Origin of the sequence: Burkholderia sp. Ac-20344 (assembly GCF_017104975.1) — a bacterium.
Taxonomy (GTDB): Bacteria; Pseudomonadota; Gammaproteobacteria; order Burkholderiales; family Burkholderiaceae; genus Burkholderia.
The window spans coordinates 17700-41215 of sequence record NZ_JAAGPP010000007.1 but is presented as its reverse complement, the minus strand read 5'-3'; the positions used below and the strand labels follow the sequence as shown (position 1 = coordinate 41215).

Annotated in this window: 13 protein-coding genes and 1 pseudogene; 6 read left to right on the top strand and 8 right to left on the bottom strand. The window is 64.7% G+C overall.

What is annotated here, in order from left to right; genetic code table 11:
* Nucleotides 1-72: 72 nt before the first annotated feature.
* From G3N64_RS04175 to G3N64_RS04165, 3 genes are all read right to left on the bottom strand, one after another.
* Complete coding sequence (locus G3N64_RS04175; RefSeq protein ID WP_205782523.1) at nt 73-1233, bottom strand: NAD-dependent formate dehydrogenase; 1161 nt, start codon at nt 1231-1233, stop codon at nt 73-75.
* Nucleotides 1234-1402: 169 nt separating this feature from the next.
* A complete protein-coding gene (locus tag G3N64_RS04170; protein WP_205782522.1) occupies nt 1403-6913 on the bottom strand; it encodes an AAA family ATPase in 5511 nt (1836 codons plus the stop codon).
* Between the two features lie 119 nt (nt 6914-7032).
* A complete protein-coding gene (locus G3N64_RS04165) occupies nt 7033-7689 on the bottom strand; it encodes a response regulator (protein WP_205782521.1) in 657 nt (218 codons plus the stop codon).
* 222 nt (nt 7690-7911) lie between these two features.
* Here G3N64_RS04165 and G3N64_RS04160 point away from each other — a divergent pair, with 222 nt between their 5' ends.
* The 5 genes and pseudogenes from G3N64_RS04160 (at nt 7912) to G3N64_RS04140 (ending at nt 16619) form a co-directional block, all read left to right on the top strand.
* Complete coding sequence (locus G3N64_RS04160) at nt 7912-8370, top strand: MEKHLA domain-containing protein (RefSeq protein WP_205782520.1); 459 nt, start codon at nt 7912-7914, stop codon at nt 8368-8370.
* Between the two features lie 1113 nt (nt 8371-9483).
* On the top strand, nt 9484-10485 hold the full coding sequence (locus G3N64_RS04155) for an FHA domain-containing protein (protein WP_205782519.1): 1002 nt from the start codon (nt 9484-9486) through the stop codon (nt 10483-10485).
* A 20-nt stretch (nt 10486-10505) separates the two neighbouring features.
* Nucleotides 10506-13340, top strand: a pseudogene (locus G3N64_RS04150) (TOMM system kinase/cyclase fusion protein); the annotation flags it as partial.
* Nucleotides 13341-13468: 128 nt separating this feature from the next.
* Complete coding sequence (locus tag G3N64_RS04145) at nt 13469-14923, top strand: aldehyde dehydrogenase family protein (RefSeq protein ID WP_205782518.1); 1455 nt, start codon at nt 13469-13471, stop codon at nt 14921-14923.
* Nucleotides 14924-15005: 82 nt separating this feature from the next.
* A complete protein-coding gene (locus G3N64_RS04140) occupies nt 15006-16619 on the top strand; it encodes a GMC family oxidoreductase N-terminal domain-containing protein (RefSeq protein WP_205782517.1) in 1614 nt (537 codons plus the stop codon).
* 67 nt (nt 16620-16686) lie between these two features.
* Here the strand turns inward: G3N64_RS04140 and G3N64_RS04135 are convergent, their stop codons facing one another.
* Nucleotides 16687-17574, bottom strand: a complete 888-nt coding sequence (locus G3N64_RS04135) for a transporter (RefSeq protein ID WP_205782516.1) — start codon at nt 17572-17574, stop codon at nt 16687-16689.
* 390 nt (nt 17575-17964) lie between these two features.
* On the opposite strand from G3N64_RS04135, the gene G3N64_RS04130 reads away from it, so the two are divergent.
* The gene (locus tag G3N64_RS04130) at nt 17965-18948 is read left to right on the top strand and encodes a helix-turn-helix domain-containing protein (RefSeq protein ID WP_241020771.1); all 984 of its coding nucleotides are present in this window, start codon (nt 17965-17967) and stop codon (nt 18946-18948) included.
* 161 nt (nt 18949-19109) lie between these two features.
* Here the strand turns inward: G3N64_RS04130 and G3N64_RS04125 are convergent, their stop codons facing one another.
* The 4 genes from G3N64_RS04125 to G3N64_RS04110 form a co-directional block, all read right to left on the bottom strand.
* A complete protein-coding gene (locus G3N64_RS04125) occupies nt 19110-20201 on the bottom strand; it encodes a porin (protein ID WP_205782514.1) in 1092 nt (363 codons plus the stop codon).
* Nucleotides 20202-20384: 183 nt separating this feature from the next.
* Complete coding sequence (locus tag G3N64_RS04120; protein ID WP_205782513.1) at nt 20385-21107, bottom strand: SDR family oxidoreductase; 723 nt, start codon at nt 21105-21107, stop codon at nt 20385-20387.
* Nucleotides 21085-22206: a 2,3-butanediol dehydrogenase gene (locus G3N64_RS04115; RefSeq protein ID WP_205782512.1), complete on the bottom strand. Its 1122-nt coding sequence runs from the start codon at nt 22204-22206 to the stop codon at nt 21085-21087. Before G3N64_RS04115 ends, G3N64_RS04120 begins: the two co-directional genes overlap by 23 nt.
* A gap of 1 nt (nt 22207) precedes the next feature.
* Entirely contained in the window at nt 22208-23512 is a 1305-nt protein-coding gene (locus tag G3N64_RS04110) for an MFS transporter (protein WP_205782511.1), read from the bottom strand.
* Nucleotides 23513-23516: the final 4 nt, after the last annotated feature.

Sequence of the window (23516 nt, the reverse complement as noted above, 5' to 3'; positions counted from 1 at the left end):
GATGCCGGTACGCAAGGTTCACCGCCGGCTCCACGCCGAATGAACGACGTCTGTGTCGGCGCCTTTGGGGTATCAGCTCAACTTGTATGACGCTGCGCCCGTCCCGGCGAGTTTCCCGGCATCCACGATAAGGTATTCAGGGCGAATCGGCCGGCCTTCCAGATGGCACTGCAGGATCTCCAACGTGCCTGCCGCATAGCGCGCCTGTGCGGACAGCGATGTGCCGGAGATATGAGGTGTCATTGCTTCGCTCGGCATGCGGCGCCACGGATGGTCGGGCGGCGCCGGTTGCGGGTACCAAACGTCGCCGCCATAGCCGGCGAGACGACCGGATTCGAGCGCTCGCACGACGGCGTCCCTATCGCACAGCTTGCCGCGCGCGGTATTGATGAGGTAAGCGCCCGGTTTCATATGCGAGAACATTTCGTCGTCGAACATATGTTCGGTGGTCGGATACAGCGGGCATTGCAAGTTGATCACGTCGCACACCTGGACGAGGGACTTGGCGCTGACGTGGTAGGAGAGGCCCAGTTCGCGTTCGAGGTCTGCCGATAGGCGATGACGGCTGTGGTAATGAAGATGTACGTCGAACGGCTTCAGTCGTCGAAGCACGGCCAGCCCGATACGCCCTGCCCCGATCGTTCCGAAATGCATCCCTTCGAGATCGTAGCTTCGCCTCACGCAGTCCGCGATGTTCCATCCTCCGTTCGCCGCAAACTGATGAGCGGGAACGAAATTCCGGACGAGCGCCAGCACCGTCATGACGACATGTTCCGCTACGCTGATGCTGTTCGAGAACGTCTCCTCCGCGACGGTAATGCCGCGTTCTGCAGCAGCCAGGAGATCGACATGATCCGAGCCGATTCCCGCGGTGAGCGCGAGCTTGAGCTTGGATGCCTTCGCGATTCGTTCTCTCGTCAGATAGGCTGGCCAGAACGGTTGCGAAATTACGACATCCGCGTCGGGCAGATGTTGGTCAAAGACGGAATCGGGGCTGTCCTTGTCGCTCGTCACGACCAGTTCGTGACCGTTTGCCTCCAGATAAGGCCGAAGGCCGAGCTCGCCCGATACGCATCCGATGAGTTCGCCCGGAGAGAAGCCGAGCGGACCTTGAGGGGTAGGCAAGCGCTGTCCACCGGGATATGCGGCGATCGACGGGATGCCGTCACGAACGTACCGCGGCGGATAGCCGGACGTCGGATCCGGGTAGAGCACACAGAGAACTTTTGCCATTCATCGTCTCCTTCTCGCGTTGACGGGACTACGCAGTGACGCGTCGTCGCAGATTAGGAGAGACGGACAGCGGTGAATTTTGTTATGGCACGGCTTTTATCAAATTGCATGAAGAGCCGGTCGAGCCAAGTCACACGGCGCAATTCCGGCAGTCGATGTCGCGACGTGGTTACGCCAGCGACGCTGGAAGCGTGATGTGAAATGTTGTGCCGGAAGGTTCTTCGGGGGTCGCCCTCAGGTGTCCGTCATGGGCTTGAACGATCGAATGAGCGACTGATAGCCCGATGCCCATTCCCGTATCCTTGGTGGTGAAGAACGGCTCAAAAAGCCGTTCCATATGTGCGGCCGACATACCAGGGCCCGAGTCCTTCACCTTTATGTCTACCATGCCGTCGTCGCTGCACGATGTGGTGATCGACAGCCGCCGCCGCCCTTCGTTGACGGCGTTCATCGCTTCGATCGCGTTGGCGACGAGGTTGAGTACGACCTGCTGCAGTTGTACGCGATCGCCTGTCACGATCGGAGCGGGCGCGGCAAGCGTCGTCTCTACGCCGACGCCATTTTTCTCCGCATCGCGGCGAGTCATAAACAGAACTTCGAGTATGGCATCGTTGACGTCCACCTGCTCCTTTCGCACCGGGGATTTGCGCACTAGGTCTCTGATGCGGTCGATGATGTCGCCGGTTCGCAAGGTATCACGCACGATCAGTTCGAGGGCCCTGGCTGCTCGGTCGACGTTTGCGGGGCGAGCAGACAGCCACCGCAGCGCCGCGTCTGCATTCGCGGACATCGCGGCGATCGGTTGCTTCACCTCGTGACTGATCATCGCCGTCAACTGTCCGACGGTCGAGACACGGTTCGCGTGGGCGAGTTCCTGCTGCATTTCGCTGAACCGGATTTCGCTGTCGCGCGCGCGTGCCTCCGCACGCTTGCTTGCGCTCAGATCGAGAACGAAGGCGACCCCTTGATCGCCGTCGGGCGAGAACATCGCGGCGCCGACAAGGACAGGCGCACGGCTGCCGTCCTTGCGGAAATACTCTTTTTCGATTGGCGCAAGCACGCCGGTCGCGCGAAGGACCGGTTCGTGGATCTGGAAGTCGACCTGAATCCATTCAGGAGGTGTGATGTCCCGCCAGTTCAGCTGGCGATGACGGAGCTCCTCGCGACTGTAGCCGAGCAAGTCGAGAAAGGCGCTGTTCGCGTCCAATATCGTGCCATCCAGCGCGTAAATGAAGATGCCGATGATGTTGGCGTCCACGAGGCGCCTGATTCTGGCCTCGCGGTCGGACAGCTCTCGATACAGGCGTGCGTTCTCCAGCGTGATGGCGACCTGCGAAACGAGTACGCCAAGCGCCGCCAACCGGGTGGGCGCGAATACGCCCGTGGAAAGCCTGTTTTCCAGATAAAGCGTACCGACCAGTGTGCCGCGACGGACAAGAGGAATGCATAGAATCGAGCGCACTCGATGTGCGACGGTGTATGCGTCGGTCGCGCATATTGGATCCTTCGATACATCCGGTATCGACAGGACTTCCCGAGTCCGCATGACGTAGGTGATCGTCGCCGTCGGGAGCCGCTTCGGATCGAGCGGTGAGCTTTCCTGCCGAATGCACACTGCTTCGCCTTGGACCGTCGCCTCGGCCTGTATCTTCGCGGGTCCCTCGTCCGCGGTGAGAATCAGAATGGCGCGATCCGCGCCAGAGTGCGTCAGTGCAGCCCGCATGAACGTATCGACTACGTTTTCGAGAACGATCTCGGACGAAACGCGCTGCGAGACGTCGATCAGCATCCAGTAGTCGATCTCGCCGGCTGTGGACCGCGTCGTCTCGTGCGCGCTGCTGCCACGCGCGTCGGTGCCTAGATGCGGGTATGCGTCGTCGAGTTGCCGGACTTTCCCAAGCGCGCCCCAGCGCATATAACCGTAACGTGCATTGCGTAAGTAGGCATCGCTGATGATCGCGAAGCCACGGGACTGGTAAAAGCGCGCAGCCAGTTCGCTCGCAATCGCTTCCTGATGCGGAAAGTCGCTTGCGCGTGCGGCACCGATCGCCTGTTCATAAAGCCGCTCGGCGTCGAGTATGCGGGATTCGATGCGAGCGATCTCCGCATTCACGAGCGCTGCTCGATCGTCGAAATTGCGGGGAAAGTGGTTCGCCAGTACGTTGAGTTTCGCTTGGTGCCGAGCCAGTTGCTCCAGCCGCCGAGCACGGTTCTCCGGCGTCATCTGCTCCAGCGTTGCGGTCAACGTGAGCGCGGCGTAGAAATGGAACTCCGCCTCTTCGAGGAACATCGAAGAGGTCCACATCAGGGCTTCGGCGCGGAGCAGAGACTCGAAAGCGGCGTCGTGGTCACCCGCCAGATAACGTGCTTGCATTTTTCGCGTCCAGTACCAGCACTCCGCGATGGCAAGACCGCAGCGCTGAGAAAGACGGGACTCAAATGCCTGTTCATTGAAATGCTCGTTGCAGAATGTCCCGAGCCTTTTCGTCCGCCCTCGCAGGCTGTCGATGAACGCGATTTGTGTCGAGATGATATCGACGACCAATCCATGTTGAGCGTTCCGGGCGAACGCAAGACCGCGTTCCGCTTCGGTGTGAACGGTGGAAAGGGGATCGCCCGCGAACAGCAACACCGTATTCAGACAATTGAGGGAGTACGATGCGTACAACAGATCCCCGGTTTTGTTTGCCGCGGAAAACGCGTACCTCAACGTGTCTTCGGATGTGCGAACGTGCTCTATCCAGCACTTCGTAAAGATTGCGAACACCATCGACGTGCTGGCATGGAAGCGATGTTGAACATTGCGTTCGGCAATGCGATAGCCCGCATGGCTGAAGCGAATCCCGAGGTCGAAATCACCGAAACGCGGACCGGAAGTCCGGGTCAGCGTGCCGTAAGCAACGCAGGACGCGTCACAGTTTCCACTGGTCAAGCTGAGGTTGATCGCCTTGCACGTAATCAGCGAGTTGAGATTGAAATCGGTGAAGCATGCTGCGGACAGCAGGCGCGTCAGTACCTCCAGCGTAGTCAATGCCAGCGGGTCGACCATGGCTGGTAATCCGGCGATGTCATTGCCCGTCAGGCCGGCCGCACGTCGGTGGAGTTGCGCATATTCGTCTTGCACGTCCTGATCGGACGGATGTGCCGACGATGTGATACCGACGCAACGCAGATAATCGAGCGCGACGGCGATTGCGTCGTCGCTTTGATCGAGCGCCGTGTACACGTCCATCCGTTGTACCGTGACGCGACCGCGCGCGATCAGGTCTAATCCTTGTATCGGCAACGCTGCCAGGCGCCGTTCCGCCAGCTCGAGTTGTCCGGTCAGGAATTCACATTCGGCAAACTCAAGTTCGAACTCGAAATGGATGCCGGCAGGGGCGTTGGTTGGTATAGCGCTCAGTAGCGCCGCACCGGCACTGAAGTAGCGCAGCGCGGTATCGTACGCGGCGGATCGCTTCGCTCGAATGCCGGCTCGCAAATTGAGCGCCGCGACTTCGTGCCGTTCTTCCGCCAAGATGAGTTTGTCACCGGCGCGATTGAATTGGCCGACGATTTCAAACAACAGCCCTTCGTCGGTCCCTTCGGCAAGATGCGGTAACAGGCGCCGCGCGGCCATCAGGTGCATTTCCGCGCGCGAGCTGACAGCGATGAGCGAATATGCTGCCTCGTGAATCCGGTCGTGGGCGAATCGATAGATATTTCCAACGCGTTCGACGAGTTGTTGACGGATGGCGGCCTGAAGCTCGTCGTGCAACGTTTCTTCGGTGGTTTGGCGCACGATCGCCAGATTGCAGGTCGTCGCTGCGCTGCCCAGGCAGGCAAGGTCGCGGAGTGCGGTGTTGCAGTTTGGTGGAAGCCGGTTGAGCCGGATAGCCATCAGATCCGCGACGTTGTCCGTATAGCGGGCGCTCCGGACGTCCTGAACATTCCACGACCAGCGTCCGGCGGCCGGATCGATGACGAGCACGTTCTCTTCCGCGAGTGCATGCAGGAACTGAACGACGAAGAACGGGTTGCCTGCCGTCTTCGAATATACGACTCTCGCAAGCGGCTCGACCAACTTGTCGGTGGAGTGCAGGATGTCGCGAAGAAGCGGCGCGACATCCTTGGCGCTCAATGGCAACAGGTCGATTTCATGAACGGCGATTCCCGCCGCTTTGGCGATAGAGATCTTTCGCGTCAGTGGGTGATCGGCATCGACCGCATTGTGACGATACGCACCGATCAGCAGCAGGTGGCGCATGTCGGAATGGTGCGCGATATGTTCGATGAGATCGAGCGTTGCGGCGTCTGCCCATTGAAGATCGTCGATAAAGAGCACAAGGGGAGGGCTCAGCGTCGCGAATACCTGTATGAGGTCCCGCAACACCCGTTTAAATCGGACCTGTGCCTGTTGCGGCGGTAAATCCGCTACGCCGGGTTGCTTGCCTATCAGCAGTTCGAGATCCGGCACGAAATCCGTGACGAGGCGTCCGTTCTGACCGAGTGCGTCGAGCATCGCGTCGCGCCACCGGCGTACGTCGTCTTCGCCTCCGGCGAACACGGACTTGATCATGCCTTTCAGCGCAAGCGCCACCGAGGCATACGGTACGTCGCTGTTGTACTGGTCGCACTTTCCGCTGGCGAAAGTCCCTTGAAACGTGCCTACCGCGGTTTGCAGCTCGCGCGCGAGACACGATTTGCCGATACCGGCATAACCGGAAATCATCACCAGTTCAGTCGATCCCGCGAGCATGGCCCGTGAAAATGCGCCGGTCAGTCGCGCCAGTTCCTGGTCCCGACCGTACAACTTGGCCGGTCGGGAAAGTCGCTCGGGCAGATCGGCGATGCCCAGCTCGAACCGAGATATCGTCGCGCTCGCTGACCACTCCGCCATGCATCGACGCAGGTCGCGCTCCAATCCTGCCGCGCTTTGATAGCGTTCGCCGGGGCATTTTTCGAGCAGTTTCATGACGATCGCCGACAACTGGGGATCTACGAGTCCGTGGCGCAGATGGGGCACGACGGGCGTGCGCGACGTATGACTGTGTATCCACTCCATCGGAGCGGTTGCGGAAAATGGCAGTTGCCCGGTCAACATGCGATAAAACACGACACCCATGCTGTACAAATCGCTGCGCGCATCGATCTGCCAATTCATGCGGCCCGTTTGCTCAGGCGCCATGTAGGGCATCGTGCCGGCAATGACTTCCGCGTGCTCTGCCATCTCGGGTCGATCCTGGCCGCCGAGTGCGATCCCGAAGCCGGTGAGCCTCACACTGTCACCGGGTTCGTCAACGTACAGGTGAGCGGGTTTGAGATCGCGGTGAACGATCTTGGCGGCGTGCATATGGCCGACTGAGACGACGATCAGGAGGGCAATATTCAGAAAGCGTTCAGTATCCAGCGGCTCACTCAATAGCTGCTCGAGGCTGACGCCGGCGGAGTTTTCAAGAATGAGTGCGACGCTGTCGCCTTGCCGCTGCAATTCGAGCGGGCGCAACGCCCACGCGCCATCCAGCTGGTCGCGCATCCGGTATTCGTTCAATAGATGTTCAACGGCGATCGTGTCAGATGCGCCGCGTCGCGGCCGGACGACGACGACCGGGATGCGCCGCCCTTCGGCATTCGTGAAGCATGCGCGGGAGTGAGAGATGCCGTCGTCTTCGGGGATGATGGAGGGGGCGGTATCGGTCATGCCGGCAATCGCTGTTCCGGGAGAGGGGTATAGCTGACGGAGCCGTTCATGACGACCGGCAACGCCGGCGATCTGGCGCCGCGCCGTCACGATCGCCGCGGGTCGTTATCGTTGCGCGCTCAGGCCAGTGCGGCCAGACGCTCGTCGCGGCTGATCAAACCCAGCGCTTCCGCTTTCAGTACGAAATCGGCAATCGACGGCGACTTCATTTTCTTCATTGCTTGCCCGCGGTGCAGCTTGACCGTGATTTCGCTCAGGCCAAGTTCGGCCGCAATTTGCTTGTTCAGCAGCCCGTTGGCGACCATCGTCATGATGGTTCGTTCTCGCGGCGTCAATGTGTCATAGGACGCGCGCAATATCGCCATTGACCGTTCGGACGTGCGGCGCTTGCAATCGGACTCCAATGCGCGTGTCACGGCGTCGATCATGTCTTGTCCGCGAAACGGCTTCGGAAGAAAGTCGACGGCACCAGCCTTCATCGCCTGAACCGACATGGGGATATCTCCGTGCGCCGTCATCAGGATCACGGGCAAGCGCATGTTCCTCACGATGTGCTCCTGCACGGCGAGTCCGCTGTGCCCTTTCAAGCGAACATCGAGGACAACGCAACTCGGTCGGTCCGGCAAGCCGGCGGACAGGAAGCCGTGCGCACTGTCGAACGAAACGACATGCAGGCCGACGGAATCGAGCAACGTTTCGACAGCTTCGCGCACGGCACTATCGTCGTCTACTACGAAGACGACTGGATCCGTCGTACCACCATTCATGTCCGTCATCATCGCTCCGCTGCTGAGATCCGTAGAGAATTGCCTTTGATGCTTCTGCTTAATGATCCGGTAGGCCGGCTCATAAACCACCACATTTTAGAGCGAAACATATCGCCGGTACCGACAAAGGTCTGCTTGAACGGACTGGACCGGGTGGTCGCGCGCCAGATGTTGCTGCACTCGAAATCGTCATACTATTAACGACGAAATCCCTCTCTGGAGCATTCTGCGATGTCATCGAGTCTTGACCTTCACTTCTTCCGCATCCTTGCGGACAGCTATCACCGACTGCTCAACAAGTCGCTCGTTCCTGCCGGGATGAATGCGTCTGAAGCCGCGACATGGCTGTACGAGGAAGCGCCGTTCGGGATTCTGGCGCACGATTTAGCGGTAGATCCCGTGTTCGTCTACGGCAACAAGCGTGCGCAGGCCATTTTTGGGTATGACTGGGACGAACTCACCGCCCTACCTTCCCGGTTCTCGGCGGAGCCAATGGAGAGGGGCGAACGCCAACTGTTTCTTGAGAAAGTCACGCGAGATGGCTTCGTGGCGGGATATCGAGGGATACGGATCACCAAGTCCGGCACACGCTTTTGGATCGATCATGCGACGGTGTGGCAACTCACTGATGCGGCCGGGAATCACTGCGGTCAGGCAGCGATGATCCCTGAGGTACACGCCATTGAGTAGTTCATGCATACCGGGCAAGAGTCTTGGAGTCCGCGATCAGGTAACGAATTCGTAGCTGTTCGCTATTTGCAGACTATGCACACATTTATAGCAGACGCGAGCCTGCCATCGGGCCGTGAACCTCAAGCAACCAGGGCTTCTGCAACTCGTATGCGGCGTAGGTCGGACCGTCTCGATCCATGAGCACCCCCTTTTTTGGGGGCCAACCGTGCGCGCAAGTCTTTGATTTTAAGAACTTCTAGGCCGGGGTTTGATTGGAGGTCAACTTTTCTGCGAATTTTGTAGGGAGGGGTCATCTTTTCTGCCACATCGTTGCGGGAAAATTCGCAGAAAAGACGGCCAAATCATTGATTTGCATGGTCCGCAGAGGCCACCTTTTTTGCCAACCTACAGGGGGGCGGCAGCTTGCGGCGGCGATCGCCGCCGATGCGTTCCATCGACCTCGCTGGCGAGCCGGTCACGACGATCGGGTGTTCGGTGGCTTGCCGGCTTCCCCGGACGTTGCGAGGAAATGATCGCGGCGCAGCGACGTGCCGACAGGTATCAGCTTGCCTATGACATCGCGAGACATTGGCCGTGGCACACCTGAACTTCGCGATAATCCATGGAATGCAATCTGCCAAAACACCGGATGGAATTATTTAAATAGTCGAAACTGTTTAATTAATTTTCTTTTCATCAAACAAAATTTCCGCGCCGGCAAAGGTATTTAAATTCGCTCCGTCATTCAATGTGATGTTTCTCATCGGGGTAGGCCTGTCAAGGGTCGCGAGATAATGAATATTTTCGACCCTTTATATGTGAGCTAGAAATTCGGCGAAAATGTAAAGCATTGCAATATCAAAACTGGATTTGAGTATTTCGATTGCGATGCATGATTTTATTTGGCAGGATTTTCATCAAGTTGCTCGATTTTAAAACAACAAAACAGCCGACCATTCAATCAACCGAAATGACGCGCACCGGATGGGCAACGAATCGAAAGGAAGCAGACGAAGAAACAGGTAACGAGGCGGCGAACGGTCGACATCGTTCGCGATCATTGAATCAATCGCTTTCCCGGGCGTCGATGCGTCACTCGAGCGATCCGGGCGAATCCGATACGGGGCGGCCATGGCGATACTCAAGAACGATTCTTCCGGGGAAGCGTGCCTGCTCCGCGCGTATCACGTGTTCGGCCGCGATGCCGCACGCTGCGATACGGTCATCCGCGACGCGTCGGTGTCCCGTGTCCATGCCCATATCCGCTGGGTCGGCGGGCTGTGGGAGCTCCACGATCACAGCAGCAACGGCACGTCGGTATCGGGCGTGCCGTTGCGCGACGGCGAGCACGCGGTGCTGCGGCCAGGCGACGTCATTCGGTTCGGCACGACGGGTGTCTCGCCCTGGCGCGTCGATGCGCTCGACGATCCGGTCGATACGCTGTGGCCGGTACGGGGCACCACGCATCCGATCGTGCTCGCGCCGCGCCAGATCCTGCCTGCCCGCGCCGCACAGCCGGTCACGATCGTCCGGTCGCCGGCTGGCGAATGGCTATGCGACGACACGTTGCCGCCGCGTGCGCTCCATGACGGCGACGAAGTGTCGACGGGCGACTTCACGTGGCGCGTGGCGCTCGTGCGCCACGGCTCGACGATGAGGCTGCGCGCGCCTGCCGATCCGGCCGCGCCGTCCCGATTGCTCGAATTCTTCGTCAGCCGGGACGAAGAGCACGCCCGCGCGCTGCTGCACATTCGCGGCGGCGTGGTCGACCTCGGCGAGCGCGCCCATCACTACAGTCTCGTCACACTCGCCCGCGCCCGCTCGGCCGACATGCAGGCCGGCTACGACGCCGCCACGCAAGGTTGGATCGAACTCGACCGGCTGGCGCGCATGCTCGGTATCGATACGTCCCATGTCAACGTGCAGATTCATCGCGCCCGGAGCCAGTTCGCGGCGCTGCCGGGGCTCGACGCGAGCCAGCTCGTCGAGCGGCGGCGCGGCAGCGTCCGCTTCGGCGATTTCCCGTTCCGCATCATGCGCGGCGAGCGCCTCGAATGCCAGTCGGTGCCAGGCGTCGGGCCGCGCATCGGCCTGCATCGTCCGGCGCCGGATCCGGTCGTCCACTGCTCGTGAACACGGCAACACAGTCCGGATTGCCGACTGCGACACGCGCACGCGTCGTGCCGCACGTGCGTGAATCGCGGCAACCCGCCGCGCCTTTCGCGGTGCTGGCCGGCAAGCGGCATTACCGGCTCGGCGCATTGCTCGGCGAAGGCGGCAGCGGCGTGGTGTTTCGCGCGACCTGCGGCGAGACGGGGCAAGACGTCGCGATCAAGCTGATGCGGGACGATGTCGCGCGGAGCGCGCCGGAGCGCGCGCGCCAGCGCATGCGCTTCCGGCACGAGACGGGCCTGTGCGAGGCGCTGCGGCACCCGAACATCGTGGCGCTGCTGGACAAGGGAGAAGCGCCCGACGGGCGGCTGTTCGCCGTCTTCGAACGCGTGCAGGGCCGGACCCTGCGCGACCGGCTTGCAATGGACGGGCCGCTGTCGGCCGTCGACACGGGGCGATTGATGACGGAGGTGCTCGACGCGCTCGCGGCCGCGCATCGCCGCGGGATCGTGCACCGGGATCTGACGCCGCAAAACATCGTGATCGCGACGGCCGACGACGGGCCGCACGCGAAGCTCCTCGATTTCGGTCTCGGCGCGCTGTTGCCCGGCACGGCAGATATCGCGCCCCAGGCCGCGACGCTCGCGGCCGAGGTACTCGGCTCGCCGTCATACTGCGCGCCCGAGCAATTGCGCAACGAACCGCCGACGCCCGGAAGTGACCTGTATGCGTGGGGCCTGGTCGTGATCGAATGCCTGACGGGCGAAGTCGTCGTGCAGGGCGCAAGCGTGGCCGACATTCTTTATCAGCAGCTCAGCCCGGTGGATGTCGCGCTTCCGCCGTCGATCGCGTCGCATCCGCTCGGATCGGTGCTGCGGCGCGCGCTGAGCAAGCATCCGGCGCAGCGCGCCGCATCGGCCGACGAACTCGCGGCACAGTTTCGCGCGCTCAATTTCGCCGCGCTGGTCGGCCCGTTCGACGCAGGCCGCGCAAGCCGGCACGCGCGGCCTCACCCGTTCACGCCGCGCAGCGAGGCGATCGCAACGGCGGGCGAATACCGGCAGGTCACCACGCTGTGCTGTTGCGTGACGATCGCCGGAGACGGCCGGCAACGCCATGCCGGAACCGATCACGGCGCGTTGCTCGATGGCTACGAGGCGCAATGGTTGACGAAGTGCGAGGATATCGCCGTCGGGTATGGCGCGCAGGTCGGCGAGCGGCTCGGCGACACGCTGCTGTTCCATTTCGGGCTGCAAGGCGATATCGACCGGCCTGCGCGCCGCGCGGCGCGTGCGGCACTCGACATGGTGCGGGTGGCCGGGCGCGCGCGGCTGCCGGTGCCGGTCGATGCCGGCGATGCCGCCGGCGGCCCAGGCTGGCATGTCGAAGTGGCTGCCGCGATTCACGTCGGGCAGGTTCTCGCGCATGCGTCGCAGATGTCGGGCGGATCGACGCCGGCTGCTGCGTCGCGGCTGTTGCGGCTTGCCGGGCCCGGGCAGATCCTGATCAGCGACGATGCGAGGCTCGCGCTCGAACGGCATGCCGACGTATGGCCGACCGCATTGCGGCTGGCGCGGGCCGGCCTCGCGCCGCAGCCGGTTCACGAACTGCTCGGCGAGCGCCGCGCCGATACGCCGTTCGATTCGCTCGACACGGGCATGAGGGCGCCGATGATCGGCCGCACGCGCGAACTCGACGCGCTGCTGCGCGCGTGGCAGGCGACGCGCGCCCGCCATCGTCGCGCGATGCGCGGCGTGCCGCGGCTCGTCGTCGGCGACGCGGGAATCGGCAAGTCGCGCCTCGTGCACGCACTGTGCGAGGTCGTGCGGACACAGGGCCACGCGTTCGCGCATTGCGGGTGCCTGCCCGAGCGGGAGAATCACGCGCTGTTTCCGATCCTGCGGTTCATCGGCGCGCATTGGCAGATCGATGCCGACAGCCCGGCCGGTATCGCGCGCGCGGCGATCGACGCGATGCTTGCGCCGCTCGAATGCGATCGTGTGGCGGCCCGCGTCGCGCTCGCGACCTGGCTGGGGCTGCCCTGCGATGCGAAGGGGGCGCGGTGGTCGAGCGCGCGCGAACAGCACGTGCTGTTCGACGTCCTCGAGCAATTGATCGTGTCGCTCGGCAATGGCGCGCCGGTGTTGCTCGTCATCGAGGATGTCCAGTGGATCGACCGCTCGACCGCGGATTTTCTTGCGTACCTGCAGTGCTCGCCGCGCGCGGCGGCGCTCTGCATCGTGCTCACGTCGCGCCCCGCCGAGCTCGCGCGCTGGCGCGGCGCGACCGAACGCCTGGTACTGCGCCGCCTGCCGCGCGACGACGCACGGCGCCTGATGTCGGCGTATCTGGGTCAGGGCGCGCTCGACCCGGCCTGGCTCGACCCGCTCGTCCATCGCACGGCGGGCATTCCGCTGTTCATCGAGGCCGTCGCGCGCGAACTGACGATGAGCGGTGCGGACGGCTCGCTCGCGGCGCTGCGGACGACGGAACCGTGCCCGCTTCCGCTCAGCCTCGGCGGGATGCTCGGGCGCGCGTTCGACCGGATCGACGACGCACGCGACACCGCGCAGCTTGCCGCGACGATCGGGCTCGAGGTGGATGCGCACCTGCTCGCCGCGGCATCGCCGCATGATCGCGCGACGCTCGACGCGCACCTGCAGTTGCTGCTCGAAGAACGGATCATGTACGCGCAGCATCGGCGCGATCGCGTGTTCTATTCGTTCCGTCATGCGTTGATTCGTGATGCGGCGTACGAGTCGATGCCGCCGGCCGTGCGGCGCGCCAACCATGCACGAGTCAGCCGCGCGCTGGCCGCGCAAGCCGATCGCGGTGCCGGTGCGCCCGCGTTCGGCGTCGACGGACACTTCGCGCGCACGTGCATGTGAATCCTGCATTCGATGCACGGATGTCCCAGCGTCGCCGGAATCCGCGTCCTACAGTGGGCCAGATGTGCCGATCCGCCTTTTGGCGCCGGATCGGCCCTTGATCTGGAGAAAGCCACATGACAGCCGAGTACACCCTTCAACACCGGATCGCAGGCGAGGCGTGCGACGCCGTGCAGGGCGAGTGGTTCGAGAAATTCGAACCATGCACCGGACACCTGCTTGCACGCGTGGCGGCCGGCACCGGTGCCGACGTCGACCAGGCCGTGCGCGCGGCCCGCGCGGAATTCGACGGCGGGCACTGGAGCCGGATACCCGGCGCGGCGCGGGCGAAGCTGCTGAACCGGCTGGCCGACCTGCTCGAGCAGGACGCGGAACGCTTCGTCGAACTGCTGGCGCGTGAGCAGGGGCGCCCCGCGATGGAAGTGCGCATGATGGACCTGCCGATGTCGATCGACACGCTGCGCTACTTCGCCGGATGGGCGGACAAGCTCGAAGGCCGCCAGATTCCGACCGGCGGTTTCATGGGGCGTCCGACCGTCAACTACACGGTGCGGGAAGCGGTCGGCGTCGCCGGCCTGATTGTGCCCTGGAATGCGCCGCTGATGATCGCGTGCTGGAAGCTCGCGCCCGCGCTCGCGGCGGGCTGCACGGTCGTGATCAAGCCTTCTGAGGACGCGCCGCTCGCGGTCGGCGCGCTGGCGGACCTCGCGGTGCAGGCGGGCTTTCCGCCGGGCGTCGTGAATCTCGTGCACGGCATCGGCGCATCGGTCGGGGCCGCACTGGTCAATCACCCGGGCGTCGACAAGATCAGCTTCACCGGCAGCACCGAGGTCGGCCGCACGATCGCGCGCGAAGCCGGCGCGCAGTTCAAGCGGCTGACGCTGGAACTCGGCGGCAAGGCGCCGCAAATCATCTTCGACAACGCGAATCTCGAGCAGGCGATCGCCGGCGTCGCGATGGGGCTGTTCGTCAACCAGGGGCAAACGTGCGCGGCCGGCACGCGCGTGCTGGTGCAGCGCCGTCACTACGATGACGTCGTCGGCGCGCTCGCGCATGCGGCACGGTCGGTCAGGGTCGGCACGCCGTTCGACCCGGCGACGCAGATGGGCGCGCTGATCAGCGCCCGCCATGCCGATCGCGTGAAGACGCATATCGCAGCGGCGCTTCGCGACGGCGCGACGATGGTCGCGGGCGACGAGCCGGTGCCGTCGCAAGGCTTCTTCGTGCGGCCAACGGTGTTCGCGAACGTCGATCCGGCAATGCGCATCGCGCGCGACGAAGTGTTCGGGCCGGTCGGCACGATCATTCCGTTCGATACGGAGGACGAAGCCGTTGCGCTGGCGAACGACACCGTCTACGCGTTGTCCGCGTCGCTGTGGACCCGCGATCTCGCGACCGCGCATCGCACCGCGGCCCGGCTGCGGGTGGGCGCGGTCGCGGTGAACGCGTGGAGCCCGCTCGACGCGCGGCTGCCGTGGGGCGGTTTCAAGGACAGCGGCGTCGGGCGCGACCTGTCGCAAAGCGGGCTCGATGCCTACCTGGAGGAGAAGGTCGTCACGATCGCGATGTAGCCGCGCAGGTTCCGGCACGCAGACACAACAACAAGATCGCGGGCGTTGCGTTGCTCGCCCGCCCACCCCTATCGACAGACACATGACTACTCAAGACCTGACCTTCGATTACGTCGTCATCGGCGCGGGTTCCGCCGGTTGCGTCGTGGCCGCGCGGCTGATCCAGCAGAACGCCGGTTCGGTGCTGCTGCTGGAGGCTGGCACGCGCGACGACAATCCGTTTCACCGGATTCCGGGCGGCGTGATGCAGGTGTTCCAGAAGAAGTCGTGGCCCTACATGACCGAACCGCAGGCGAACGCGAACGGCCGCAGCATGATCATCGCGCAGGGCAAGGTGCTGGGCGGCGGCAGTTCGGTCAACGGGATGATCTACATCCGCGGGCAGCGTGAGGACTACGACGACTGGGCGACGCAGTGGGGTTGCACGGACTGGCGCTACGACGACGTGCTGCCGTATTTCAAGAAGGCGGAAGCGAACGAAAGCCTGGGGCCCGCGTATCACGGCCAGACGGGCCCGCTGCCCGTCAGCGAGAACCGCTATCGCCATCCGTTGACGGCCGCGTTCATCCGGGCCGGGCAGGAAACGGGGCTGCGCTACGTCAACGACTTCAACGGCGAAGTGCAGCAGGGCATCGGCTACTACCAGACGACGACGCGCAACGGCGAACGCGCGAGCACCGCGCAGACCTATCTGGCATCGGTGCGCAACGACGCGAAGCTGAAGGTGGTGACGGGCGCGCTCGTGCACCGGATCCGGACCGATACGGGGCGTGCGGTCGCGGTCGAATTCAGCGAAGGCGGCCATGCGCCCGTGGCGGTACGCGTGCGCAACGAGGTCGTCGTGAGCGCGGGGGCGATCGGGAGTCCGAAGGTACTGATGCTGTCCGGCATCGGGCCGGCGGAGCATCTTGCCGCGCTCGGGATCGATACGGTTGCCGCGTTGCCGGTCGGCCAGAATTTCCACGATCATCTGCACATGTCGGTGCAGGCGTCGATTCGCACGCCGGCGAGCCTCTACGGCGAGAACACGGGGCTCCGGGCGATGCGCCATTTCCTGCAATGGAAGTGCTTCAGGAGCGGGCTGCTGACCAGCAACATCCTCGAAGGCGGCGCATTCATCGACACGCTGGGCACCGGGCGGCCCGATGTCCAGTTCCATTTCCTGCCGCTGCTCGACAATTTCGACAATACGCCGGGAGAGAAGCCGCCGGCGAGCGAGCACGGCATGTCGGTCAAGGTCGGCCATCTGCAACCGAAATCGCGCGGGCAGGTCGGGTTGCGCAGCAACGATCCGGCGGACCTTCCGAGGATCGATGCGAACTTCCTGAGCGACCCGGCCGACCTCGAAGGCCAGATCCGGGCCGTTCAGGCCGGGCTCAGGATCCTGTCGGCGAAGGCGCTTCAGGCGCACGTGAAGGAAATCGTCGCGCCGGCCCGGATCGATCCGGACGATCTGCCGGCGATCGAGCGATTCGTGCGGCAGGACATCAAGACCGTCTATCACCCGGCCGGCACCTGCAGGATGGGTGCGGACCCGCGGACGTCGGTGGTCGACCAGAAGACGCTGCGCGTGCACGGCTTCGCCAATCTGCGCGTGATCGATTGCTCGATCTGCCCGCAGGTGCCGAGCGGCAATACCAATGCACCGGCGATCATGATCGGCGAACGTGGCGCCGATCTGCTGCTCGGCCGATGAAACGGGCGGCGCAGGGACGACCTGCGCCGCCTTCGCGTCGGGCGACGCCGACGCGGATCCGGACGAATCAGAGCGGGAACACGGCCTTGAGCCAGAAGGCCGCGCCTTCCGGGCGGTTTCGCACATCGGTTTCCATCTGGTATTTGGCGGTCACGAACCAGCCTTTCCCGCTGTCGTACCTGATCGACGGGCCGATCGCGAACGAACGGCCGCGATTGCCGGCGATCGTTTGCCCGGCTTGAGAGTCGTCCGTCATCTGCCGGTAGATGTAACCACCCGCGCCAACAGTCAGGCCGTTGCCGAACCCCCAGCCCGCCGAATAGTCGACGATGAATTCCTGGCCGGACCGGTAGTCCGTCGCATGGTTGCGCTGATTGAATGTCCACATCAGCTTGGCATCGAACACCGGCCCGGTGCGGCCGCCGTACGACACGCCGGCGATCGGCTGGATCGCCCAGACGTTCCGGCCGATGTTGGCCAGGTCGTGCGGATCGTACCGGCCGGTCGGCGCGAAGAAATCGACGGCGAGCAGCGTGTGGAGTGTCGGCGTGACGTGCCAGCCGAGCGCTGGCCCGAACGTCATGTCGCCGACGCCGGTGCGCCGTTGCGATTGCCCGCCCGCGTGTACGTCGAGCGTGACGAGCGGAAGCAGCGCATGCATGGCCAGGGATGCGCCGGCAAACGTGTAGGGCGTCACCCACACGATCCGCGGCGTCACCGCGTAGGCGGTGAGGCTGAAGTCGGGCGGTGCGACGTTGCGGCCGTCGTTGTCGCGCAGTTTGCCGGCGTGGTAACGCTCTGCGTAAATCAGCGCATAGCGCCCCGGCGGCGGCAGTGCGCAGCACAGGTAGCCTTCCGCCCCGGTCGCGTAGACGGAGCCGCCGCCTTCGGTTGCGTGAGCGCCGTGCGCGACGGCGAGCGCGGCCAGCATCACGGAAATGGATCGTCGTTGCATCGTTTGTATCCTCCTGCGGCGTGCGTGTCGGTATGAGTCGGTCGCGTGAAGCCCGGCCGGAGCCTGGTTTCCGCGCGTCAGCAGGGTGCCGCGCCAGTTTCCCGCTCGCATGTGTTTGCGTGCAGAGCCGTCAGGAGTGCGGTGCATCTAGGTGAAATCTTTACTGCGTCAGGTAGCGTTCCGGCCGCGCATGGGAGTTGTGCGAATTTTCTTTTTGCGTCGACGCGCCGTACGCTACGATCCGATCTCCTCTCCCTGATGTTTGCCGGGCGCGTGCCGCCGCACACGACCGGAAGTCGGGCGAGTCGGTCGTCGCGCCCGCTGCATGCGCATGCAGGCGGCCAGGCAATGGACGCACTTGAAAGCCGGATATTTCTGGAGGCGAACGTCATGATCGATTCGGGATCGCATCCGCCGCCGCGCGAGGGCGGCGTGTCGTGCTGGTCGGAGCAGATCCGGCATCGGTTCTTTCCGCTGGAGCTCAACGCCGGTACGTCCGGCGAATTCGATGCAAGCGTCGACGTGTTCGATCATGCGCGCTGCCGCGTGGCGCGCATTTCGGCAAGCGCGCACAGCGCATCCATCGGGCGCGACGCCTGCAAGACGCTGAAGCACCGCTACGTCAAGGTGATCTGGCAGCTGAGCGGCATGGCGAGACTCGAGCAGGGCGCGTGCGAAGTGATCGTGCCGCCCGGGCATTTCACGCTGTACGAGGCGAGCAACCCGTACTGGATTCAAAGCGACACACACGGTGAATTCGTCACGATGCTGTGCGAAGTCGCCGATCATGACGCGCTGCTGGCGTTGGCCCGGCACGCAATCGGCCGTGCGATGCCGACGACGGGCGGCGCGGCCGTCGCGCTCGCCAGCCTGCAGGCGATGATTGCCGAGGGCCGGCGCATGAATCCGCGCAGCCGCTTCGGCGTGCTGGAGCTGGTGGCGACGTTGCTCGCCGAGGCGATCGATTTCACGGACGGCACGGCACCCGCTTCGCGGCGCAAGATCCGCGAGACGTTGCTGCGCGATGCGCAGCAATACATTCATCGGCATCTGGACGATGGCGAACTGTCACCCGATCGGATTGCGGCGGCATTGAAGGTGTGCCGCCGCACGCTCTACCAGGCGTTCGAATCGATCGGCGAGCGGCCGCAGGCGATGATCCAGCGCCTGCGGCTCGAGAAGTGCCACGAAGTGCTGTCGCAGACCGGCGCCGACGGGGCGAGCATCACGCGTCTCGCGCTGCAGTCGGGGTTTTCCGATCCGGCGTATTTCGCGCGCCTGTTTCGCCGGCGCTTCGGTGTCACGCCGTCGCAGTGTCGTGATGCGGCCATGGAGGACGGCGGCGGAACGGATTCGTCGGATTCGTCGGGGTAGTCGCGGTCGTGCAGCATGCTGCGCGAGCCGAGCCGAGCTGAGCCGATCGGAGGACGGCCGGCAGCATGTGACGACGAAGAAGGCAGACAGGCCGGCGCTTCGCCCGCGTCGTCAGGCGATCCGGACACTGGATCGCCGACAGGAATCTCCGGGGAGGTGGCCTAGAACCGTGTGCTGAACCCGATCCGCGCGATCGACTGCAATGCGCCGCTCGACGCGCCGTTCGCGTCCATCACCCCGTTGATCTGCGCGTGGCTGCCGTGGTTTGCGCGTTGGTGCACGCCCGCCACGTACACCATCGTGCGTTTCGACAGCCAGTACTGGACGGCAGCCAGGAACTGGTGCGCGTGCGCGTTGTCGAGCGCGTCGTTGCCCTTCATGTACGTGTAGCTCGCGCCGATCACCCACACCGGCGACGGCCGCCATGCGGCGCCGGCTTCCGCCGACCACGCGCCCGCGCCGTTCTGCGCGTTGTGTACGGTCGTGAAGAGCGCTTTCCCGGTGACCGTGCCGAGCGTGTAGTGCACGCCCGCGCCCCAGTTGCGCACGCTGGTCGGCGGCAGCCCGCCCGTCGCGCTGTACTTCTGGTTCGTATAGGCCGCGCCCGCGCCGAACGGGCCGTTGTCGTAGCTCGCGCCGACACTCACCGTGTTGTTCGCGCCGACCGACCCCGCGACGTTCCCGAAGCCGTACAGCGCACCGAAGGTCAGGCCCGACAGCGACGCGCTCGTGACCTTGACCGAATTCGCGACGCGATTGCTGCCCGCGACGCGATCCCAGTCGAATGCGCCGGTCGGGTTGTTCGGCAACGCGAGCCTGTCGAACGGCCCGTTGCGAAAGCCGTACAGGCCGACGAGATCCTGCGCGATCTCGTTGCCGCTCGCGGCCAGCGCATCGACCATGAACTCGTACTGGTTGCCGAGCGTCAGCGTGCCGTACCGGTCGTTCTGCAACCCGACATAGGCCGTGCGCGCGAACAGCCCGCCTCCGATGATCGAGCCGTTGCCGAGCGAATACTGGTTGACGAGCCGGAAGATCGCGCGCGTGCCCGCGCCGAGATCCTCCTTGCCTTCGAAACCGAGCAGGTTCGGGAAGAAGATGTTGTCGTCGAACTTCGCGGCGCCATGGCCGCCCTGATTGCCGACATAGCTGATGCCGGCATCCATCAGCCCGAACATCGTCACGCTGCTCTGCGCGAACGACGCGGTGGGAATGGCGCACGCCGCGAGCGCCAGAAGGGTCTTTTTCGTCATCTCCAATGTGCTCCTCACATGTTTCCGATCGGATCGGATATTTTTGATTGGACTACTGATTGATATGAACAAGCCTGAGCCGGGACGAATCCCGGTTCGGCGGCAGCCAAAGGAAGCCGGTGCGCGACGGCATCGGCAGAAATCGCGTCCGCCGATACCCGCGAATACCCGTTCAGCAGCGTGCTAGACCGTCGAATACCCGCCATCCACCGGCACGACCGCGCCGGTGACGAACGATGCACCGGGCGAGCACAGGAACAGGATCACGTCTGCGACCTCGTCGGCCGTGCCCCAGCGCCCGAGCGGCGTGCGCTCGAGGATGCGCCGCGACGCCTGCGTGTCGGCCATCAGGCCGCTGCTGAGCGGCGTGTCGATCCAGCCGGGTGCGACCGCGTTCACGCGTATGCCGCGATCGGCCCACGCCTGCGCGAGCGAGCGCGTGAGCTGCGCGATGCCGCCCTTGCTCGCGCTGTATGCAGGGCGATCCTTGCTGCCGAAGTACGTGTACATCGACGCGACATTGACGATGCTGCCGCCGTGCGCCGACAGCGCCGGCCGCGCGGCGTCGGACGCCCGCATCACCGACGTCAGGTTCACGTTCAGCACGAGCTCGAACTGGTCCATCCGGTATTCGTCCGCGTGCCGGCTGATGCCGACGCCGTTGACGAGCACGTCGAGCCGCGGCAGGGCTGCGATCGTGCGCGTCAGCGCATCGCTGTCGGTCACGTCGAGTGCCACGCAACGGATGCCCGCATGCACGGGCGCATGCGGGCCGGCCGCATTGAGCCCGAGCGCGACGACCGACGCGCCGGCTTCCGCGAACCGCATCGCCGTGCGCGCACCGATGCCCGATGTGCCGCCCGTCACGACGACGGACTGGCCCTCAAACGCCCACTGACGACTCATGCTCGACGCTCCCGATGGTGTGTGCGCGACGGGCGGGCCGCTGCGCGGGTGAAACGAGGATCTTGATCTGCGCGCGGTCGGCGAGCAGCGCGTCGAAGCCGTCGGCGACGGCGTCTTCGAGCGACACGGTGCGCGTGACGATCGACGTGAGGTCGAGCGCGCCTGACGCGACGATGCGCAGCAGGTCTTCGTACGCATGCCGGTAGCCGACGCTCGCCGTGAAGGTGAGCTCGTCGTTGACCGCGCGAAACGCGTCGAAGCCCGCATGCGGCATCAGGCCGACCATCACGACGCGGCCGCCCTTGCGCAGTGCCTGCATCGCCGATTCGAACGTGGCAGGCAGCCCGGCCGCTTCGAAACTTGCGTCGACGCCGAGCCCGCCCGTGGCCGCGCGGATCGCGTCCTGCAGTTCAGATGCGCCCAGTGCGCACGCGTCGAACGTATGCGTCGCGCCGAAGCGTGTGGCCGCCGCGAGCCGTTCGGGCGAGACGTCGACGGCCACGATCGTGGTTGCGCCCTGCAGCTTCGCGAGCATGATCCGCAGCAGGCCGATCGGCCCGAGCCCGAACACCGCGCAGGTCTCGCCGAGCCGCAGTTCGCCACGCCGCAACGCGTGCAGCGCGACGGCGGCCGGCTCCATCACCGCGGCCTGTTCGAGGCTGACACCGTCAGGCAGGCGATGCAGCATGTATGCCGGCACGACCGCGAAGTCGGCCATGCCGCCGTCGCCCATCAGCCCGGCGAAGCCCATCGACACGCACAGGTTGTACGACCCCGAGCGGCAGTACGCACACTGGCTGCAGCGATACTCGGGCTCGACCGCGACGCGATCGCCCGTGCGCAGCGCCGTCACGCCCGTGCCGACTTCGACGACGGTGCCGCAGAACTCGTGGCCGAGCGTCAGCGGTGCGGTGCGCCGCGACAGCGGATGCGGCGTGTCGACCGGTATCGCGTGCGGGCCGTCCGCGTATTCGTGCAGGTCGCTGCCGCAGATCCCGCAATACGCGATCGCGATGCGCACGTCGCCGGGGCCGACGCGCGGCGGTTCGATTTCCACGAGGCGGACGTCGCGCGGGCCATGCCATTGGAGTGCCCGCATGTCAGCGTCCTCCGAGGTTTTGTGCATCGAGACGGCTCGCGGCGGTGCCGGCGAGTGCGCGTTTGCGCAGCACGGCGGGCGCGGTTTCGACGAGGCCGAACGACAGCACGCACGCGAGGATCGCGCCTGCGGCCGACGTCCACATCGCGAACTGCAGGCCGTACTTGTCGGCCGCGAAGCCCGCGACGGTCGGTGCGACGAAGCCGCCGATCAGCTCGCCCGCGCCCATGATCAGGCCGAGCGCACTGGCGATCGCGCGCGGCGGCACCGTTTCCGCCGGGATCGTCGCCATGAACAGCGTGAAGCAGCCGAGGCCCGTGTACGTGGCGAACACGAGCGCGCCGAGCGCCCAGAGCGAGCCGGCATGGATCATCACGACCGGGCACGCGGCCGCGATCAGCGCGAACGCGATCATCGTCGGCTTGCGGCCGATCCGGTCGGAGATCGCGGGCACTGCGAAGCCCCAGAATACCCAGGCGGCGCCGAGGCAGGTCATCACGACGCCCATGTCGGACGGCGACAGGTGGCGGCTTGCCACGAGGAACACCGGCGCGAACGAGATGATCACGATGAACCACGTGAGGAAGAAGCAACTGATCAGCATGCAGAGCAGGATGTTGCGTTCCTTCAGTAGCGCCCAGCGGTTGATGGCCGCGCCGCTCGCGGTCGGTGCGCCGGCGGTATCGGCCTGCGCGTGCCGCACGCCGCCCGGCGGCACTTCGCGCACCCAGCGCCAGATGCAGAACGCGATCAGGAAGCCCGGAATGCACGACACGTAGAACGCCTCGCGCCAGCCGTACGCGGTCGCGATGCCGATGACCACCGGCGGGCCGATCATCGCGCCGAGCAGGCCGGCGGCGGAGCCTTGCAGCAGGCCCATGTTCAGCCCGCGGCGGCTCGGCGTCGAGCTCTCGACCATCAGCGATTGCGACAGCGGCAGCACGGGGCCTTCGGCAATGCCCATCAGCGCGCGGAACGCGATCAGGCTCGCGAAGCCGCCGACGAGCCCCGACAGCGCCGAACACACGGAAAAGCCGAGCACGGCCGCGATCAGCAGCGGCTTGCGCGTGCCGCGCGCGTCGGACCACGCGCCCGTCGCGGCGCCCGACAGCGCCCACGTGAGCGCGAGCGCGGACGACACCATGCCGAGCTGCGCGTTCGTCAGGTGCAGCTCGGCCGACATGAACGGGAACAGGAACGACAGCGCGAGGCGGTCGAAGAACACGAAGCCGAACGTCATGAACAGGATCAGCAGCAGCCTGTTCTCGTACGTCCAGGCGGATCTGGAGGACGAAGGAGATGTCATGGTG

Coding starts and splice junctions, on each gene's coding strand:
- G3N64_RS04135 (WP_205782516.1), bottom strand. CDS start 17,574: ATGCAACGACGATCCATTTCCGTGATGCTGGCCGCGCTCGCCGTCGCG.
- G3N64_RS04115 (WP_205782512.1), bottom strand. CDS start 22,206: ATGCGGGCACTCCAATGGCATGGCCCGCGCGACGTCCGCCTCGTGGAA.
- G3N64_RS04160 (WP_205782520.1), top strand. CDS start 7,912: ATGTCATCGAGTCTTGACCTTCACTTCTTCCGCATCCTTGCGGACAGC.
- G3N64_RS04165 (WP_205782521.1), bottom strand. CDS start 7,689: ATGACGGACATGAATGGTGGTACGACGGATCCAGTCGTCTTCGTAGTA.
- G3N64_RS04125 (WP_205782514.1), bottom strand. CDS start 20,201: ATGACGAAAAAGACCCTTCTGGCGCTCGCGGCGTGCGCCATTCCCACC.
- G3N64_RS04130 (WP_241020771.1), top strand. CDS start 17,965: ATGATCGATTCGGGATCGCATCCGCCGCCGCGCGAGGGCGGCGTGTCG.
- G3N64_RS04170 (WP_205782522.1), bottom strand. CDS start 6,913: ATGACCGATACCGCCCCCTCCATCATCCCCGAAGACGACGGCATCTCT.
- G3N64_RS04175 (WP_205782523.1), bottom strand. CDS start 1,233: ATGGCAAAAGTTCTCTGTGTGCTCTACCCGGATCCGACGTCCGGCTAT.
- G3N64_RS04140 (WP_205782517.1), top strand. CDS start 15,006: ATGACTACTCAAGACCTGACCTTCGATTACGTCGTCATCGGCGCGGGT.
- G3N64_RS04145 (WP_205782518.1), top strand. CDS start 13,469: ATGACAGCCGAGTACACCCTTCAACACCGGATCGCAGGCGAGGCGTGC.
- G3N64_RS04155 (WP_205782519.1), top strand. CDS start 9,484: ATGGCGATACTCAAGAACGATTCTTCCGGGGAAGCGTGCCTGCTCCGC.
- G3N64_RS04120 (WP_205782513.1), bottom strand. CDS start 21,107: ATGAGTCGTCAGTGGGCGTTTGAGGGCCAGTCCGTCGTCGTGACGGGC.
- G3N64_RS04110 (WP_205782511.1), bottom strand. CDS start 23,512: ATGACATCTCCTTCGTCCTCCAGATCCGCCTGGACGTACGAGAACAGG.